We start from the raw sequence: 17,741 nt of genomic DNA on the forward strand, positions 1-17,741 counted from the left end.
GGAGAGCGCATGAGCACGGGCATCCCGGTTTCGAAGATCCTGCTGATCACGGGCTTCTGCCTTTCCTTGATCGGCCTGTGGGGCATGCTGACCCACCGCAACATCCTGCGCATCATCATCGGCTTCGCGGTGATGGACACGGGCCTGCACATCGTGATGGTCGCGACCGGTTACGTCACGGGCGGCACCGCGCCGATCATCGACGCGGCGCTCAGCAAATCCGCGGCCGCGCACCGCGCGATCGATCCGATTCCATCGGCACTCGTCGTCACGGCGATCGTGATCGGGCTATCGGTCACCGCCATCATGCTGTCGTTCGCGATCCGTCTTCATGCCGCCAAAAAGACGCTTTCCATCGACGCCTTCACCGAGTCGAAATGGTAGCCGCGCTGTTTCATCCGCTGCACATCTTCATTCTCGGGCTCGGCGGCGGCTTCGTCATTCCGCTGCTGTACCGGCTCGGCAAGCCATGGCTCACGCTCGGCTTTTTCATCGCGCTGTGCGGCATCGTGCTCGTCTCCGGCGTGTCGTTCTACGGCCTGCTCGACGGCGGCGACACGATCGAGGTGCTGACCGCGGGCGCGCTGCCGCCGGTGTCGATCAATCTGCGCTTCGGCTTGTGGGAAGGCTTTTTCACTTTCAGCGTCAATGTGGTCGCGCTGCTCGGCGCATTGCATCTGTGGGACCGTCTGCGCGGCAACTACGCGGCGTTGCTGCTGTACCTGATTCTGGTGATGGGCATCGACGGCATGGTGATGACCCGCGACCTGTTCAACCTGTTCGTGTTTCTCGAGATCGTGTCGATCGCGACATACGGCCTGTTCGGGCTCGAGCGCACGCCCGCCGCGCTCGCCGCCGCGTTCAAGTACATCTTTGCGACCGTGATCGCGTCGACGCTCTTTCTGCTCGGCACGGTGCTGCTCTACTACGTGAGCGGCACGCTGAACATCGACGAACTGCTGTCGCTGCGCGACCAGCTCGGCGGCCCGATCGGCACGACCGCGATTCTGCTCGTGTTCGCGAGTCTCGTGATCGAGCTGAAACCGTTTCCGGCCAACGGCTGGGGACTCGACGTCTACGAGACCGCGCCGAGCGGCGTCGGCGCGATGGTATCGGTCGGCGTATCGGCGGGCGTGTTTTTCGCGCTGCTGAAATTGCTGCCGCTGTTCGACGGCCTGCTGACGCTGCTCGCCGTCTCGGGCGGCGTCACGTTCCTGTTCTCGAACCTGCTCGCGATCAAGCAGACGAAGCCGCAACGTTTGCTCGGTTATTCGTCGATCGGGCAGATGGCGCTGTTGATGCTGTCGCTCGCGTTGTTGCGCCAGATCGGCGCGGACGCATCGATCCCGCTCGTCGTCGGCGGGCTCTTCATCAACCATCTGTTCGCGAAGGCGGGGCTGTTCTGGCTGATCGGCGTGCTGCGGCGGCACGGCGACGATGCACGCGCGATCCTGTCGCGCAGCCCGTTGCTGATCGGTCTGCTCGGCCTCTTCCTGGTCGCGATCGCGGGACTGCCACCATTCCCCGGCTTCTGGGCGAAGTGGGAACTCGTGATGCGCCTGACCGCGGCTGGCAAGCCGTACTGGATCGTGTTGATCCTGACCGGCTCGCTGCTCGAGGCGGGTTATATGTTCCACTGGTTCGTGCGCGCGCTGGCTCCGTCCGACGTCGAGGCCAAAGCCCGGCCGAACATCGCCGCGCTGTTGCCGCTATTCGGCGTCGCCGTGCTGCTGATCGCGGCGGCCTATATGGCAGCCGTGTTCTCGGGCGTCACGTCGGCGTGGATCTTCTCGCCGCTCGCGGCGGGCGCGCTGTTCTATGCGGCCGATCGTCTGCCGGGGCGCGTGAAAGGCGTGCTCGCGGTGATCGCGATTGGATTGATCGGCAGTCTGCTCTGCGAGGGCTCGCGCGGTATCGCCGGACTGTTCGCCTGGCTGCTGCTCGCGGGCAGCCTCGTGATCGCAGCGGCGAGTCTCTATCGCGACGACGTGCGCGCCGGCTTCGATCCGATGCTCGTCGTGCTGTCGCTGTCGATTCCGGCGCTGCTGCGCTCATCCACCTCGCTCGAGTTCTTCTATAGCTGGGAAATCATCACGCTGTCGTCGTGCTTCCTGATCGCGAAGTGCCGGCGCGCGGGACCGCACGTGCTGACCTTCCTGCTGTTTTCGCTGCTGGCGGCGTTCTTCCTGCTCGCGGGCTTTGCCAGCGTCGCGGCGGTCGACGACACCATCGCGCTATCGGCGCTGATCCGCTCGGGACCGGAGGCGAACCGCGCGTTCGTGCTGCTCGCGGCCGGCTTCCTGATCAAGGCCGGCGCGATCGGCGTGCACGTATGGCTGCCGGGCGCCTACACCGAAGCGGAAGACGACGTGACCGCGATGCTGTCGGCGGTGGTCAGCAAGGTCGCGATGTTCGGCCTGTTGATCGGCACCTATCTGACGATACGCTCGGAGGTCGGCCTCGAACTCGCGCACGCGATGACCTGGATAGGCATGCTGACGGCCCTGTTCGGCGCGCTGATGGCGTTGCGGCAGAACGACTTCAAACGGATGCTCGCGCTGTCGAGCATGAGCCAGACCGGCTATATCGTCACCGCGATCGGCCTGATGAGCCATCTCGGCTGGGTCACTGCGCTGTATCTGGTCGCCAATCACATGTTCGTGAAGGGCATCCTGTTCCTCGCGCTCGCAGGCGTGATCTCGCGCACCGGCACGCGCAATTTCGCCGATGTGGGCGGCCTCGCGCGCGAGATGCCGCTCACGTTCGCGATGGTCGTGATCGCGCTCGTCTCGATGTCGGGCCTGCCGCCGCTGATGGGCTTCGGCGGCAAATGGCTACTGCTGAGCGCAATGACCGACAAGGGTTGGTACGGGCTCGCCGTGTGCGGGCTGATCGCGACCTGCGCCGGCTTTCTGTACATGCTGCGCCTGCTGAACGGCGTCTTCCTCAAACCGCGCCCGCCGCAGCGGCCGCAGGTGCGCGAAGCGCCTGTGATGCTGCTGGTGCCGCAGTTGCTGTTCGTGGTCGGTATCGTGATCCTGTCGTTCTTTCCGAAGGTGTTGCTCGAACCGGTGTCGGCCGCGATCGATCCGCAGTTTGCGGCGACACTGGTGTGGGGCGGCATGTCGCTCGAAAGCATCTACGGGTTCTGGAATCCGACGCCGGTCGTGATCGTCGTGCTGATCGTCACGGCGATCGTGTTCGGGCTCGGTGTGCTGTACTACCGCAGTCGCCGCGGCAATGCGCGCAACGCCCCGGATTTTTACCACTTCTACCGGCCGATCCTGAGCCGCACTGTGCCGCCGGTCGCGCAGATGTTCTGGCGCGGCATATCGCACTTCGCGCTCGTGGCGGCGGCTCGGATACGCCGCGTCTATACCGGCAACGGGCAGACCTACGCGCTCTATGTGCTGCTGTATTTTCTCGTGATCTATTTTGCGAGCACGGGGCTGAGTCCAGCGGGGACACCATAAGGGTGCGCCTGGTCCTGGCGCAGCGGCATGGACCGGCCCACGTGCTGCAACGATCGCCTCGCAGCAGGGCGTCGGCGAACTCAACGATCATCGAACGAGATATTCTTCCGCTACCCAGCCGTCCTTGGTCAAGCGCACGCCTTCGCGCAGTTGCATGGTGCCCGCGCCTTCGATCACGCGCGCCACCATGGGAAACACTCGCTGGAACTCGGGAGTCCTGGCAAAAGGCGCCGGGTCGATCTTATAGGTGTAGAGCACCGAGGTCCTGGTCTCCCCGTCGTGAGTCTGGGGCGGCTCCCAGCCCACCACCTTGTCCAGGGTCAGCGTGGCCACGCAAAAATCGGCGTCGTGCGTGACCGTCTTGCCGGGCGTCGCCACCACCACAGGCTTGTGCAGGTAGAACTGCTTGCCTTCGTCGGTCAGCACATACTCGCGACCCGGCGCCTCGATCCTGGCCCCGTCCTCGCCAGTGCGCTCGACCGTCATGACGGTGCTCTTGACGAGGCCCAGCTTTTCCATCACCGGCAATTGCAGCGCATCGCGGGAATGCGTGACCACGATATCCTGATCGGCCACGTGGATGGGCCAATCGTATTTCGCCACGCACAGGTGGCCGCGATCGGCCAGGTAGTGCGTGATGGTGTTGGTGAAGTTCTCCGCGGAAGGTTCGGCCTTGTTCTGGCAACCGCCCAGCAGGATCGACGCCGTCAGGGAAACCGCAATCGCAGTGCAGCGCACCGCATTCGAAAAATGCATCATCGTGGATAGTTCAAGTATTGAAAAAGATCAATTCACGCAGCTACCGCTCGTGGGCTGGGTCGCGGGAGGCTGGTAGCCGTCGCTCAAAGTATTCAGGAAGCAGATCACGTCCTGCACGTCCTGATCCGACAGTTGCGGCGCCGAATGGACGGCGCGCGGCTGCGCACCGTTCAACGCGGTGGTGCCGCCCGCGTCGGTCTGGCCCTGCCCCAGCGGCAGTTCCTCGTCGATATTGCCCTGGTAGGCGGCCGGCAGATCGTTGAACATGTTCACCGTCGCTCCCGCTGCATAGGTGGGTTGCAGCGCATAGCTCGGGTTGCTGGTCAGCTTGGTCGAATCGCCACCCGTTGACGGATACCAGTACTCGGGGTTGGTGTCGCGCGTGTTGTAGAAGCGAACCACCTGCTCCAGCGAGTGGAATACGCCGTTGTGGAAGAAGGCGTTGCGCGCGGCGACGTTGCGCAGCGTCGGCACCTTGAAGCGGCCGCAATACGGATCCGGGTTGTTCACGCCCGTAAAGGGGTCCGGGCCGGCGCCGCTGGTGGCCGAAAGCGGCGTGTGGCTGTCATAGCTGCCGTTATTGATCGGGCCGCACAGCCCCATGTCGTAGTAGCTCGCGTTCAGGTTGGCCGCGATGGGGTTCGGATTGTCCGGGATCGACGTGTCGTTGCGCGGGGCACCGATCGCCTGATAGGTGAAGTCGGTCCCCAGCGCGTTCGAGCCGTTGAAGTTGGCGCCCATGAAATGGCAAGCCACGCAGCCGGCCCCGTGACCGGTATCGTTGAAAAGGTTCATCCCGCGCAATTCGGCCGGCGTCAACGTGCCGCCGATCTTGTTGTTCGCATACAGGTCGAACTTGCTGGAATACGGCGCGAAGCTCGGGTCCTCATTCTGGTAGGCCTGCAGCGCGAGTCCGATGTCCTGGAACGCCGTGTCCGTATCGCCGAACACGGCCTGGCCGTACACCGCCGTGAACTGTGCGGCATACGAGGAGCTCTTCACCGCCTGCACCACCGCGTCCTTGGAGGCGTTGTTCATCTCGATGGGATTGAGCAGGGGCAGCGCCGCCTGGTCGGCCAGCGTCTTGCCGCGGCCGTCCCACATGAACCCGCCGCCAGGCGCGTTCGCCGTGATGCCGTCGGGGTTCGAGGCGTTGTCGTCGTAGGCCGGCGTCACGGCCTTGTAGCGCAGCGAGGGAACCGCGCGCTGGCCTTCCGATACGCCATCGGAACCCAGCTGCACCGCCAGGCTGTTGGGCGGGCCGTAGGCATACGCCGGATCGTGGCAGGTCGCGCATGCCTGGTTCTTGCCGCCGGACAGGTTCTTGTCGAAGAACATTTGCTGACCGATCTGGGCCGCAGCGCTCAGCTTGCTCGTGGGCGCCGACCCCGTGGAGCCCGTGGAGCCCGTGCCTGCGTCCGTCGAAGCAGACTGTGACGAGCCCCCGCCCCCGCAAGCGGCCAGTGTCGACAAGATGACATACAGCGCCCCCGCATAAACCTTGCGCATCGCTACTCCCCGCCTTTGTTCGATAAAACAGCTGGCGGGGGAGCGGCCGAACCGCTCCCCCGCGCAGGCTACTGCCTGATGAATGGCACGCTTGCGCGTGCTTACCGTTTAGTGCTTTTTATTACTTCGTCGCCCACAGGTTCTTCTGGGTCGCGTCCGGACCAACTTGCGCCGGATCGCTCACGTCACCCGTCTGGAACTTCTGCGTGTAGCCGGCCGGAATCACGTAGGCGTGGTTCATCGGACGAACCGCGTCGTAGTGCGTGTCGGCGCTGCCAGCGTACTCAGGCAGGTTGGCGATGTTCTGCGCAATGTACGACTCCGTGTACTTCGAACGGTTGGCGTACGAGGTCGGAACAGCCGGGTCGGCCAGCTGGAACATGTCCTGCACCGTGCGCACGAACGAGAAGTGGCTGTACGTATCGCTGTCGGCGATGCCCTTCGGCGCGGCGCCCACGTCTTGCTGGTTGGTCAGCAGAACGAAGATCGAGTTGCCATGGCCCTTGTTGCCGTTGCCGTACTTCGCCTGAACCGGAGTCCAGCTGCCGTCCGCGTTCTGCATCTGCGTAGCCTTGCCACCCACGTCCCAGCCGCAGCACGAGCTGCCGGCACCGTTGGACGTGCCATTGCCTTCGTCGAACATGACCACGATGGCAACGTTGCGCTGCTTGTTCTGCCACAGCGGCGAGGCCTTGATCTTCTGCACCACGGCATTGGTGTAGTAGTCGGCGCGGGTCAGCAGCGCGTGAGCCGGAACGGAACCCGAGGCGGTCGTGCTGTCCTTACAGGTGCCGTCGCTGCCGGTGCCGTGCAGGTCATCACACTGGTCAGGCATGATGAAGTTCAGGGTGCCGACGTCGCCGTTGGCCAGGTCGGTGCTGAACTGGTCGACGTTGTAGCCGGTCGGAACCTTGTAGAGCGTGGTGTTGGTCAGGTCAGCCGCGTTCGTGTAGTACTGGGTACCGAAGATCGTGCGGTTGTTCGCGAAGAACTCCGGCTGGTTACGCACGTTCTGATAGGCCATGCCCGGATGGTGCTTGGTCTTGTAGAGCGAGCCGGGCATGGCGAACGGCGTGCCCGTCACGGTGATGCTACCGTCCGTCTGGTTGTAGGCCTGCGATACACCCGTGTCACCGAGGCTGTCGGCGCGCGGATCCTGACCCGGGTTCATGGATTCGCTGTAGGTACGCCACGTCAGGCCCGCGCTCGAAATCTGCGTGAACAGGTTCGGCGCGGTCATGATGTTGTGATTGGCGACGGAACCGGTGCCGTCCGTCGAGCACGCCTGGTTGCTGGCCGCCGTGTAATTGGACAGCAGCGATCCAACGGCCACGGTGGCGCCGCCGGCGGTGGTACCGATGATCGGGTCGTTCGACGTCAGCGCGACGTGGGACGGCAGGGGCTGGCCGTCGGAAGCCGTGCCGCCGGCGAAAACCTTGTCCGTCGGGGCGTTGGCGCCGGTCGCGGCGCAACCCCACCAGTTGTCGTCGCCGATACCGAAGTCGTCGGCGCCGCCCAGGGCGGTGTAGTTCGGCTCGGACGGGCTGCCGGTCGCGAAGTAGGTCGAGAAGTAGTTGCCGTTGGTGATCATCGAGTTGACCGCCGGCATGTACGGCGAACCCTTGACGCGGTTCGTGCTGCTGTTCTCCAGCATGATCACGAAGACGTTGTCGTAACGCGGAATCGCTTCGACGTTGAACGCAGCCTGCTGGGCTTGTGCGAAGGTGATCGCCTTGCGCGTATCCGTCGGGATGGTTTCGCCAGCGGTGATGCCGGAAACGCCGGTCAGGGTGGGGTCGCCACCTGCAACGGCCAGCGCGTCGGGGTACTTGTCGCCACGATCGAGCTTCGCGGTGGCGTACGTGTAGCGGTTCGTCAGTGCGTTTTCTTCGAACAGCACCGCGTACTGCTCGGCGCCGGACAGGGTGTTGGCGTCGGCCAGGACGTCGCCGGCGGGAACCGTCACGGAGGCGTTGTTGAATGCCGGGCCGGACAGACGGGTCGACAGATTAGCCTTCTCGGTCGCGTACTTGCTGCCGTTGGCTTCGACGAGGCGCTGCACTTCGCTCGACATCGGGCTGATCACGACTTTGGTGGCGCCCTGGTCGGCGATCTGGTCGGGCGAAGCGCGCAGGATCAGGTGGCTGGCGACCTTGGCGGCCGATGCCGTGTTGGTGGCCGAGGTCGTGATGTCAGCGACGAGCGGACCGGTCGCGGTCGTGGTCAACGAGAAATGCCCGTTGCCGTCGGTCTTCGCGGAGGCTTCGCCGCTGTCAAGCACGCCGTTGCCATTGGCATCGACGAACACGGTGGCGCCAGAGTAGTAGCCGGCCTTCAAGGTCGGGTTGCCGCTCGAGCTGCCCTGGACGAAGGCAGTTGCGGCGACCACGCCCGAGTAAGTCGTGCCACCGTTGTTGCTGGCAGAGGGGCTATCCGAATTTCCGCCGCAAGCTGCGAGCACACAGGCGGCGGCAACGGACGTTAGACAAAGCGCTGGGCGCATTTTGTGATGCGATGACATTTGGGGACCCTTGTTAGTTGTATCGGCAACCGCTTGTGTGGGGCAAGACTTGGTAAAACCAGCGAATAATATGAACAGATTGTGTAAAAGGTATGTCTGCACGCGATAAGGATTGGAGTGAGAATCTGGCTTGGTTCTGATCACATCTTTTCGAAAAGCCGCAATGCACGGGCAAGCAACGAAGACGGAAATAAAGCTGAGAACCAATCGTCGGACTTGTTGCGGGTGCAACGAAAATGCTCTCTCAATGCCCCGCTACTATTGATACACAGTCGGAATGCTTCGCGTGTGCGGTGCAGCATCCGAGTGTGTTGCGGTTTGGACTTTCGAGTACCGGGTGGTGGCGCATGCGCCGCGTCGGTGGGTCTGATGCGAGCACTGGTGGGGCGAGGCCGAAGAAACGAGATGACGGGACCGCTATCCGGCGGTGGCTGAGTGCTTTGCCACGGCCTGCTAGAAGTCGCTGCAGGCGGCCCGCGTATGGGAAGTAGTCTCGCGATTAAAGTAACGCAATGTAATATTTCTTTTACCAACGATTACTTACGTTATCGCCGAGTACAAGTAAGCCAAACACCAGCGCCGGTAAGAGGACGCGCTGCTTGCATAACGAATTACTCGTTCGTCGAATCGACCGGCAATTGCGAGTCGCTCTCTCGCACGGGACGCTGCACGGCGCGAACGAGCCCGCTGCCGCCGCCTCCACAGAAGAACAGATCCGCGCCGTTCGATTCGAGTCCGGAAATGCCCGCGCCGGCCGGCATCTCGACGCGCTCGAGCACCTCGCCGCTGCGCGGATCGAGATGGCGCAGCTCGCTCTCGTCACCTTCCCACGTGCCATGCCATAGCTCGCCGTCGACCCACGTGATCCCGGTCACGAAGCGATTCGATTCGATCGTGCGCAGCACCGCGCCAGTGTCCGGATCGACCTGATAGATTTTTCGTTCGGGATACTGACCGACCCACAGCGAACCTTCGGCCCATGTCAGCCCCGAGTGGCCGCCGTCGCCGGGCGCCGCGATCGTCGACAGCACGCGGCCGCTCTGCGGGTCGATCTTCTGGATGCAGCCGTGCGCGATCTGGAACAGGTGTTCGCCGTCGAAGGCCGTGCCCGCGTCGGCGGGCACCGCGATCGAGCGCAGTGTCTCGCCGCTCGCCGGATCGAACGCGTCGAGCCGTTCGCCGGTCGCGATCCACACCTGTCGGCCGTCGTAGGTGACGCCATGCACTTTATCGACGCCCGTAAAGGGCCCATATTCACGGACGATTCTGGCGGCAGAGCGGTTCATGGTGGCCATCCTAATCATGAAGGGAACGGGGAAGGGAGTAACAAAGCCGTCGCGAATCCGGCCAGCGGGGGCGTCATCCAGCGGCGCGCGCGCCCCTCGCCCACTGGCTGCACCTTGCCGGCCGCGGCGAGCGAGTCGAGTGAGCGCTGCACGGTGCGCTGACTCGCGCCGAGCACGAGGGCAAGCGCGGAACTCGACCACGCTTCGCCATCCGACAGAAACGCGAGCAGCGCCGCATGCTCGCCTTCGACCGGCGGCGCCAGCACGACGACCTCGCGCGCGTGACGCGGCGCGAGCGCGAAGCCGCGCGTCGTCGCGCCGACGTTCGCGAGCGTGCCGAGCGCCGTGCGCAGCCGGCCGATCTCGACGCGCAGCCGCGCGCGATGCGATTCGTCGGCGCGTTTGGCGCGGAACGCCCGTGCGACGAGCGCGTCGCGCGGCACATCGTCGGGCCATGCCTCGCCGAGCATGCGGGCGAGCGCAAACAGCACCGGTCGGCTCGCGAGCGCAACCGCCGCGTTCGCATCGCGGATCGCGTAGCGGCAAGCGTCGACGATCAACGCGCCGCCAGCGCGATTCGAGGTCAACAGCTTCTCGACTTCATCGAGCAGGATCGGTTCTTCTTCGCCATGCGCGATCATGCGCGCGGCCGGTTTGCCCAGTGCCACCGACGCGCTTTCGACTTCCGCGATCAACGCCGGAATGCCGGCCTCGCGTGCCGCTCGTCCGGCCCGCGCCAGCGCGGCACGCGCGGCGCCGCTGCGCAAACGCCGAAGCGCGACCCCTGCGACCACCAGCTCATGCGCGGCACGCAGCGCGGGCGGAAACGGCCGAGGATCGAGCGCGCCAAGCTTGCGCTCCGCTTCGTCGAGACGACCGATCAGCAGCAGACGCCGCGCCGCGAGATACCGCGCATGCGCGGCATTGACGCGATCGCCGTGCGCGTCGAGTGTGGCGGTCGCGATGTCGAGCGTTTTGGCGGGCCACGCGAGATCGCGCGACGCCAGCGCGATCTCCGCTTCGGCGACCACGCATCTCGCGCGCGCCACCGCATGCTGCGCGCCGAACGCGCGCGCGGCATCGCGCACCAACGCCTTGGCGCGCCCGAAATCGCCGAGCTGCGCCATCGCAATGCCGCGCAGCGCGAGCGCCGGCGCGTCGTCGCGCAACGCGACGCGGTCGAGCGCGCCAAGCGGATCGCCGGCCGCGAGCGCGCGCGCCGCCGCGGAAATCAGCGCGTCCACGGCGTGCGAGTCCGCGCGTAGCACGTCAATGCATCAAGCGAATCCCGCCACACTTGTCACTCCCACCTGATCGATGCCCAGCCCTAATCTAGCACGACCATCAACCGTCACCGACGCCGTCGGGCAACGGCTCGCGCGGCGCGGCACGACTCACGGAGGTACCCACGATGACTACGCATCCGATCGGAACACGCGAACAGTGGCTCGCCGCGCGACGCGCGCTGCTCGACGCGGAAAAAGCCCACACGCGACACGGCGACGAGCTCGCACGGCAACGCCAGGCGCTGCCGTGGGTCAGGGTCGACAAGGCCTACCGCTTCGATACCGACGAAGGCAGTGCGTCGCTCGCCGATCTGTTCAAAGGACGTTCGCAGCTGCTCGTCTACCACTTCATGTTCGGCCCCGACTACAAGGCGGGCTGCCCGTCATGCTCGTCGATCGCGGACGGCTTCGCCGGCTTCGCCGTGCATCTCGCGCATCACGACGTGATGCTGACGGCGGTGTCGCGCGCGCCGCTGGAGAAGCTGCGGGCGTACAAGCGGCGCATGGGCTGGACGTTTCCATGGGCCTCGTCGGCAAGCGGCGATTTCAATTTCGACTTCAACGTCTCGTTCACCGAGGCACAGCAGCGCAATGGCGATATCGAGTACAACTACGCACGCAACAGTCACGCGATGGACGCGAGTCCCGCGCCCGAACCCGTCGCGCAATTCGCGGCGACCTGCGGCACCGACGCGGCCACCTATTCTCGCGACCGGCCCGGCATGAGCGCGTTCGTGCTCGAAGACGGCGTCGTCTATCACACGTACTCGACTTACGCGCGCGGTGTCGATGCGCTGTGGGGCATGTACCAGTGGCTCGATCGCGCGCCGAAGGGGCGCAACGAGACGGGCATCTGGTGGCGCCGTCACGACGAGTACGAGCGGTCATGAGCCCGCTCGTGCGCGCTGTCTGCTTGAGCGGGCAGCGCCTTGCCACACGGCGCGCGGCGCGCTCATCGCAGCGCGTGTTCGTCGGCGTCTGCGTGCTGATGTTCGCCGCGAGCGTCGCGGCGACACTGGCCCACGGCGCGTCGATGGCGGCGATGGGCGCGTTGCCGATGCCCGGCGGCTGGTCGATGTCGACGCTGTGGATGCCGACCTGCGGGCGCACGTGGGCCCGCGCCGCGGCATCGTTCGTCGGCATGTGGATCGTGATGATGGCGGCGATGATGCTGCCGTCGTTGATGCCGACGCTGCTGCGCTATCGCGACGCGATCGGCTCGCGCGCAAGTGCGGAGCGACTGGCCCTGCTGACGATGCTCGTAAGCGGCGCGTATGCGGTCGTATGGACGGCGCTCGGCGTGGCCGTGTTCGCGCTGGGCGCGTCGCTCGCGGCGCTCGAGTTGCGGTGGCCAGCACTCGCGCGTTCGATGCCGCTGGCGGTCAGCGTGGTCGTATTGCTCGCGGGCGCGTTGCAGTTCAGCACATGGAAAGCCCGCCGCCTCGCCTGCAGCCGCACGACGCCCAGCCTTCCCGCCGATGCGCCGAGCGCGTGGAGATACGGTCTGCGCATCGGCATCGATTGCGCCGGTTGCTGCGGGGGTCTCACGGCAATTCTGCTGGTCGTCGGCATGACGGATTTGCGCTTGATGGCCGCCGTGACTACGGCCATTACGGCCGAGCGACTCGCGCCGGACGGCGCACTCGTCGCCCGGGCGAGCGGCGCCATAGCCGTCGCCGGCGCGGGCTTGCTGCTCATCCAGGCCATCTCAGCCGGCTGACTCATGCGCGCCAGCTGTCGCCGATCGCTTCGCAAATCGATGCTCGACGGCCTTGCTGTCTCATTATTGTTTTGGTTTCGGAAACAGTGAGTTCGGAAATTAGGTATTTACCCTAGTTTCAGCTCCCCCTAGACTGTCATCACTGCTGCAAACCAATGGTTTCGCAGCCCAACAAGACAAAACCTGGAGGTATAAAAATGAAATCGCTCGTTCAAGCTGTCGTTATCGCCGCTACCCTCGCTGCTCCGGTTGCCGTTTTCGCTCAATCGAACCAGCCGCTGACCCGCGCGCAAGTCCGTGAAGAGCTGGCTCAGATCGAAAAAGCCGGCTACAACCCGGCACGTTCGAACCCGAACGAATATCCGTCGAACATTCAGGCTGCCGAAGCCCGCGTCGCGGCGCAAAACAGCGCGGTCGGCGGCGTGACCAGCGGTTCGTCGCAGCAAGGTCACGCAGCGCAGTAAGGCGTTGCAGGTTGGAAAGTTGCTGTTGATGTAGCTGTACCTGCCGGAGCGCTCGGCTTAGCGCTCTAGCAGCTTCCCCTACTGGCCCGCCATCGCGATTGAATGCGATGGCGGGCCAGTTCCGTTTTGGGGAGCTCTGTTGTTAGTTCTGCGTCAGACCGCGCCCGGGTTGATATACGCGGTCTTCACCGACGTATAGAACTCGCGGGCGTAGGCGCCCTGCTCGCGCGGACCGTAGCTCGACCCCTTCCGCCCGCCAAACGGCACGTGATAATCGACCCCCGCCGTCGCGGTGTTGACCATCACCATGCCGGCCTGTACATGGCGGCGGAAATGACTCGCGTACTTCAGCGATGTCGTGCAGATGCCAGCCGACAACCCGAACTCGGTGCCGTTGGCAACCGCGAGCGCTTCCTGGTAGTCCTTGACCTTGATGACCGACGCCACCGGCCCGAATACCTCTTCACGGTTGATGCGCATAGCCGGGGTCGTCTCCGTGACCAGCGCCGGCGCGAGGAAATAGCCGCGCATCGAGCCTTCGACGCGCTCGCCGCCGAACACCGTGCCGCCCTCTTCGCGCGCGATCGCCAGATAGCGCTCGTCCTGTGCCAACTGCTTGTCGTCGACGACCGGGCCGATGTGCGTGCCGTCCGCGAGCGCATCGCCGACCTTCAGGGCGCGCATGCGCGCCTTCATGCCGTCGATGAAACGGTCATAGATCCCCGCGGTCACGATCAGCCGGCTCGATGCCGTGCAACGCTGGCCCGTCGAGTAGAACGCGCCGTTGATGCACGCTTCGATGGCAACGTCGAGATCGGCGTCGTCGAGCACGACCATCGGATTCTTGCCGCCCATTTCCAGCTGGAATTTCTTGCCCGAATCGAAGCACTTCGCGCCGATCGCGCGGCCCGTCGAAACGGAACCGGTGAAGCTGATCGCATCGACATCCGGCGACGACACGAGCGCCTCGCCAACCACCGAACCGCGCCCCATCACGAGGTTGATCACCCCCGCCGGCGCGCCCGCCTCGGCGATGATCTTGACCAGCTCCCACGTGCTGCCCGGCACCAGATCGGCCGGCTTGATCACGACCGTGTTGCCGTACGCAAGCGCCGGCGCGATCTTCCACGCCGGAATCGCAATCGGAAAATTCCACGGCGTAATCAGGCCGACCACGCCAACCGGCTCACGCGTCATTTCGACCGTCATGCCCGGCCGCACCGACGGCACTATTTCGCCGCCGACGCGCAGCGCTTCGCCCGCGAAGAACTTGAAGATCTGCCCGGCACGGCCCACTTCGCCGATCGCCTCGGGCAGCGTCTTGCCCTCTTCACGCGCGAGCAGCTTGCCGAGCTCCGCCTTGCGCGCGAGGATCGCGCTGCCCGCCTGGTCGAGCACGTCGAAGCGCTGCTGCGGCGTGGACAACGACCACTGCGCGAAGGCCTTGCGCGCGGCGCTGATCGCGCGATGCGTCTGCTCGGCGTCGGCTTGCGCGAATTCGCCGATCACGTCGTCGAGATTCGACGGATTGACGTTGCGCGACACGCTCGCGCCGTCGACCCACTGTCCGTCGATGTAGTTTGCGAACTGACTCATGTCCTGATCCTCCTTTCGAAAATTGCAGCGACAATCCGGTTATTCAGCAACAAGCAGGCCACGGGCCGCGAGATTGCCATACAGCGCGCGCACGCCGAACGTCCACGGCTCGATTTCGGTGGACAGGCGCACCGTGTTGGTCAGCGCGCCGAGCTGCGGCGTCGAAATCGTCACGCGATCGCCGAGGTGGTGGGTGAAGCCGCCGCCGGGCGCGTCGCGGTCCTTGATCGGCGAGAACATCGTGCCGAGGAACAGCATGAAGCCGTCCGGGTACTGGTGGTGACGGCCGCAGGTCTGCGCGACGAGGTCGGCCGGGTCGCGGCTGATCTCGCTCATGTGGCTCACGCCGTCGAGCACGAAGTCGTCGTCGGCGCCTTCGACGCGCAGCGACACGCTCGCCGCGCGCACCGAGTCGAGCGAGAAGGTGTCGTCGAACAGCCGCACGAATGGGCCGATCGCGCACGAGCCGTTGTTGTCCTTGCACTTGCCGAGCAACAGCGCCGAGCGGCCTTCGATGTCGCGCAGGTTCACGTCGTTGCCGAGCGTCGCGCCGACGATGCCGCCGCGGCTATTCACCGCGAGCACGATCTCCGGCTCCGGGTTGTTCCAGACCGACGCGGCGAGCAGACCGACGTCCGCGCCGAAGCCGACTGCCGACATCGGCTGCGATTTCGAAAATACTTCGGCATCCGGACCGATGCCGACTTCCATGTATTGCGACCACGCATCGCGACGCTCGAGCTCGGCCTTCAGCTTCATCGCCGCCTCCGATCCCGGCTTGATCTTCGACAGATCGGTGCCGATCGTCGACGCGATCGTCTCGCGCACTTCCTTCGCCTTCGCCGGATCGCCGCCGGCCTGCTCCTCGATCACGCGCTCGATCAGGCTCACCGCGAACGTGACGCCGCAGGCCTTGATCGCCTGCACGTCACACGGCGCGAGCACGCGCACGGCCGGTGCGCTCGCGCCCGGCAGGTTCGCCTCGATCAGCTGCGCGACCGGCCCGAGCGGCACGCCCGGCGCGCTGCGCGCAAATTGCGCGGCATCGTCGCGCTCGAACAGGTCGGCGGTAGTCGGCACGGCCGCGGTGATGTCGAACACCTCGCCGCCGCGCACGACGACCACGCAAGGTCCTTCATGCTGCTCGGTCTTGCGCCACACGCGGCCGATCAGCAGTGCGTCGTTCAGATCGCCGGGAAGAAAGCTGGAGGGGGAAGTTGCGGACATGGGATGGGCTCTTTCGGATAAGTGGGAAAACGGGCAAGGCCGGGCGTCGCGTTGCGTGCGAAGCCCGGCCTTGTCACCCGCAGGTCAATGCGAATGCCGTGGGTTGCCGCGCTCGGCAATCACCTTCAGATACAGCGTCGCCGGTTCGAGGCAGCCGCCGGTCGAAAGCTGGCCGACCGTCTTGCGGTACAGCTCCTGCCACGGCGTTTGCGCGGGCGGAATCTCGAAGTGCACGGTTTCGCGACGTCGCGCGAGTTCCGCTTCGTCGACCAGCACTTTGACGCTGCGCGAATTCAGATCGACGCGGATAAGGTCGTTCGTGCGCAACAGCGCAAGCCCGCCGCCCACCGCCGCTTCCGGCGACATGTTCAGAATCGACGGGCTCGCGGACGTGCCGCTCTGACGGCCGTCGCCGAGCGTCGGCAGCGACGTGATGCCCTGGCGCACGAGCGCCGCCGGCGGCGCCATGTTGACGACCTCGGCGCTGCCCGGATAGCCGACCGTGCCCGTGCCGCGAATCACCAGGATGCAACGCTCGTCGATTTCAAGCGAGGGGTCGTTGATGCGCGCGTGATAGTCCTCGGGGCCGTCGAACACGATGGCGCGCGCTTCGAAGGTGTTTTCCGCGCCGGGCTCGCTCAGGTAGGTCTTGCGGAACGCATCGCCGACCACCGACATCTTCATGATCGCGCTGTCGAAGAAGTTGCCGGACAGCACCATGAAGCCCGCGCCGTGCTTCAGCGGATCGTCGGTCGACTTGATGACCTCGCGATCCGGCGCGGGCGCGGCGGCCGCGATTTCGCCCATCGTGCGGCCCGAGACGGTCAGGCATTCCTCGTGCACGAGGCCGCCTTTCGCGAGCTCGCGCATCACGGCCGGTACGCCGCCCGCGCGATGGAAGCTCTCGCCGAGATATTCACCGGCGGGCATGCAGTTGACGATCAGCGGCACCTGCTCGCCGACGCGCTGCCAGTCTTCGAGACTCAGCTCGACGCCCATGTGCCGCGCAATCGCGATCAGATGCGGCGGGCAGTTGGTCGACGCGCCAAGCGCCGATGCGACGACGATCGCGTTTTCGAACGCTTCTTTCGTCATGATCTTCGACGGCCGCACGTCCTCGCGCACGAGGTCGACGATGCGCTTGCCGGTCGCGTAGGCCATCTGGCCGCGCTCGCGGTAAGCGGCCGGAATGCTCGCGCAGCCGGGCAGCGACATGCCGAGCGCTTCGGCGAGGCTGTTCATCGACAGCGCGGTGCCCATCGTGTTGCAGTGACCGATCGACGGCGACGACGCGGTAGTCAGCTCCATGAAGCCTTCGTAGTCGATCTCGCCGGCCGCCAGCAGATTGCGTGCATGCCAGATCACGGTGCCCGACCCGACGCGCTTGCCGTCGTGCCAGCCGTCGAGCATGGGACCGCCGGACAGCACGATCGCCGGCATGTCGACGGTAGCCGCCGCCATCAGGCACGCGGGCGTGGTCTTGTCGCAGCCGGTGGTCAGCACGACGCCGTCGAGCGGAAAGCCATGCAGGATTTCGACGAGGCCCAGATACGCGAGATTGCGATCGAGCGCGGCGGTCGGCCGGCGGCTCTGCTCGGCGAGCGGATGCACCGGAAACTCCATCGGAATGCCGCCCGCGTCGCGAATACCGGCCTTCGTGCGCGCCGCAAGCTCGATGTGATGCCGGTTGCACGGCGCGAGATCGCTGCCGGTCTGCGCGATGCCGATGATCGGCCGGCCCGACTGCAGCTCTTCGCGCGTCAGACCGTAGTTCATGAAACGCTCGACGTACAGCGCCGTCATATCCGCGTGCGAGGGATCGTCGAACCATTCCTGGCTGCGCAGCCGGCGCGGGGTGGATGCTGACATGATGCTTGTCTCTCTGTCTGGGTAAAGGTTT

Annotated in this window: 13 protein-coding genes; 5 read left to right on the plus strand and 8 right to left on the minus strand. The window is 65.3% G+C overall.

Going from position 1 to position 17,741, the window contains the following annotated elements; translation table 11 throughout:
- The first annotated feature begins 9 nt into the window (after window positions 1–9).
- The gene (locus tag HDG39_RS09395) at window positions 10–384 is read left to right on the plus strand and encodes a sodium:proton antiporter (RefSeq protein WP_018422729.1); all 375 of its coding nucleotides are present in this window, start codon (window positions 10–12) and stop codon (window positions 382–384) included.
- Window positions 378–3,473, plus strand: a complete 3,096-nt coding sequence (locus HDG39_RS09400; RefSeq protein WP_184005323.1) for a complex I subunit 5 family protein — start codon at window positions 378–380, stop codon at window positions 3,471–3,473. Before HDG39_RS09395 ends, HDG39_RS09400 begins: the two co-directional genes overlap by 7 nt.
- An 87-nt stretch (window positions 3,474–3,560) precedes the next feature.
- On the opposite strand, the gene HDG39_RS09405 is transcribed toward HDG39_RS09400, so the two are convergent.
- The 5 genes from HDG39_RS09405 to HDG39_RS09425 all read right to left on the minus strand — a co-directional run bounded on the left by HDG39_RS09405 (window position 3,561) and on the right by HDG39_RS09425 (window position 10,792).
- On the minus strand, window positions 3,561–4,232 hold the full coding sequence (locus HDG39_RS09405; RefSeq protein WP_184005325.1) for an SEN1982 family lipoprotein: 672 nt from the start codon (window positions 4,230–4,232) through the stop codon (window positions 3,561–3,563).
- 27 nt (window positions 4,233–4,259) lie between these two features.
- Window positions 4,260–5,741, minus strand: coding sequence for a cytochrome-c peroxidase (locus HDG39_RS09410; RefSeq protein WP_184005327.1), 1,482 nt, complete (start codon window positions 5,739–5,741; stop codon window positions 4,260–4,262).
- 121 nt (window positions 5,742–5,862) lie between these two features.
- On the minus strand, window positions 5,863–8,262 hold the full coding sequence (locus HDG39_RS09415; protein ID WP_184005329.1) for an alkaline phosphatase family protein: 2,400 nt from the start codon (window positions 8,260–8,262) through the stop codon (window positions 5,863–5,865).
- 611 nt (window positions 8,263–8,873) lie between these two features.
- Window positions 8,874–9,548 carry a Vgb family protein gene (locus HDG39_RS09420; protein ID WP_184005331.1) on the minus strand — a complete coding sequence of 225 codons (675 nt, stop codon included), beginning with the start codon at window positions 9,546–9,548 and terminating at the stop codon, window positions 8,874–8,876.
- 14 nt (window positions 9,549–9,562) lie between these two features.
- Window positions 9,563–10,792, minus strand: coding sequence for a helix-turn-helix domain-containing protein (locus HDG39_RS09425; RefSeq protein ID WP_184005333.1), 1,230 nt, complete (start codon window positions 10,790–10,792; stop codon window positions 9,563–9,565).
- 167 nt (window positions 10,793–10,959) lie between these two features.
- On the opposite strand from HDG39_RS09425, the gene HDG39_RS09430 reads away from it, so the two are divergent.
- The 3 genes from HDG39_RS09430 (at window position 10,960) to HDG39_RS09440 (ending at window position 13,018) form a co-directional block, all read left to right on the plus strand.
- Window positions 10,960–11,724, plus strand: coding sequence for a DUF899 domain-containing protein (locus HDG39_RS09430; RefSeq protein WP_184005335.1), 765 nt, complete (start codon window positions 10,960–10,962; stop codon window positions 11,722–11,724).
- Window positions 11,721–12,554 (plus strand): DUF2182 domain-containing protein, encoded by an 834-nt coding sequence (locus HDG39_RS09435; RefSeq protein WP_184005337.1) that lies wholly within the window; start codon window positions 11,721–11,723, stop codon window positions 12,552–12,554. Before HDG39_RS09430 ends, HDG39_RS09435 begins: the two co-directional genes overlap by 4 nt.
- 197 nt (window positions 12,555–12,751) lie before the next feature.
- Window positions 12,752–13,018: a DUF4148 domain-containing protein gene (locus HDG39_RS09440; RefSeq protein WP_018422720.1), complete on the plus strand. Its 267-nt coding sequence runs from the start codon at window positions 12,752–12,754 to the stop codon at window positions 13,016–13,018.
- 153 nt (window positions 13,019–13,171) lie between these two features.
- On the opposite strand, the gene HDG39_RS09445 is transcribed toward HDG39_RS09440, so the two are convergent.
- The 3 genes from HDG39_RS09445 to HDG39_RS09455 form a co-directional block, all read right to left on the minus strand.
- Window positions 13,172–14,614 (minus strand): aldehyde dehydrogenase family protein, encoded by a 1,443-nt coding sequence (locus HDG39_RS09445; protein ID WP_184005339.1) that lies wholly within the window; start codon window positions 14,612–14,614, stop codon window positions 13,172–13,174.
- A gap of 39 nt (window positions 14,615–14,653) precedes the next feature.
- A complete protein-coding gene (locus HDG39_RS09450) occupies window positions 14,654–15,841 on the minus strand; it encodes a fumarylacetoacetate hydrolase family protein (RefSeq protein WP_184005341.1) in 1,188 nt (395 codons plus the stop codon).
- An 84-nt stretch (window positions 15,842–15,925) separates the two neighbouring features.
- Entirely contained in the window at window positions 15,926–17,710 is a 1,785-nt protein-coding gene (locus tag HDG39_RS09455; RefSeq protein ID WP_184005343.1) for an IlvD/Edd family dehydratase, read from the minus strand.
- Between the last annotated feature and the right edge of the window lie 31 nt (window positions 17,711–17,741).

This window comes from Paraburkholderia lebeckiae (genome assembly GCF_014201005.1).
Lineage (GTDB): Bacteria > Pseudomonadota > Gammaproteobacteria > Burkholderiales > Burkholderiaceae > Paraburkholderia > Paraburkholderia tuberum.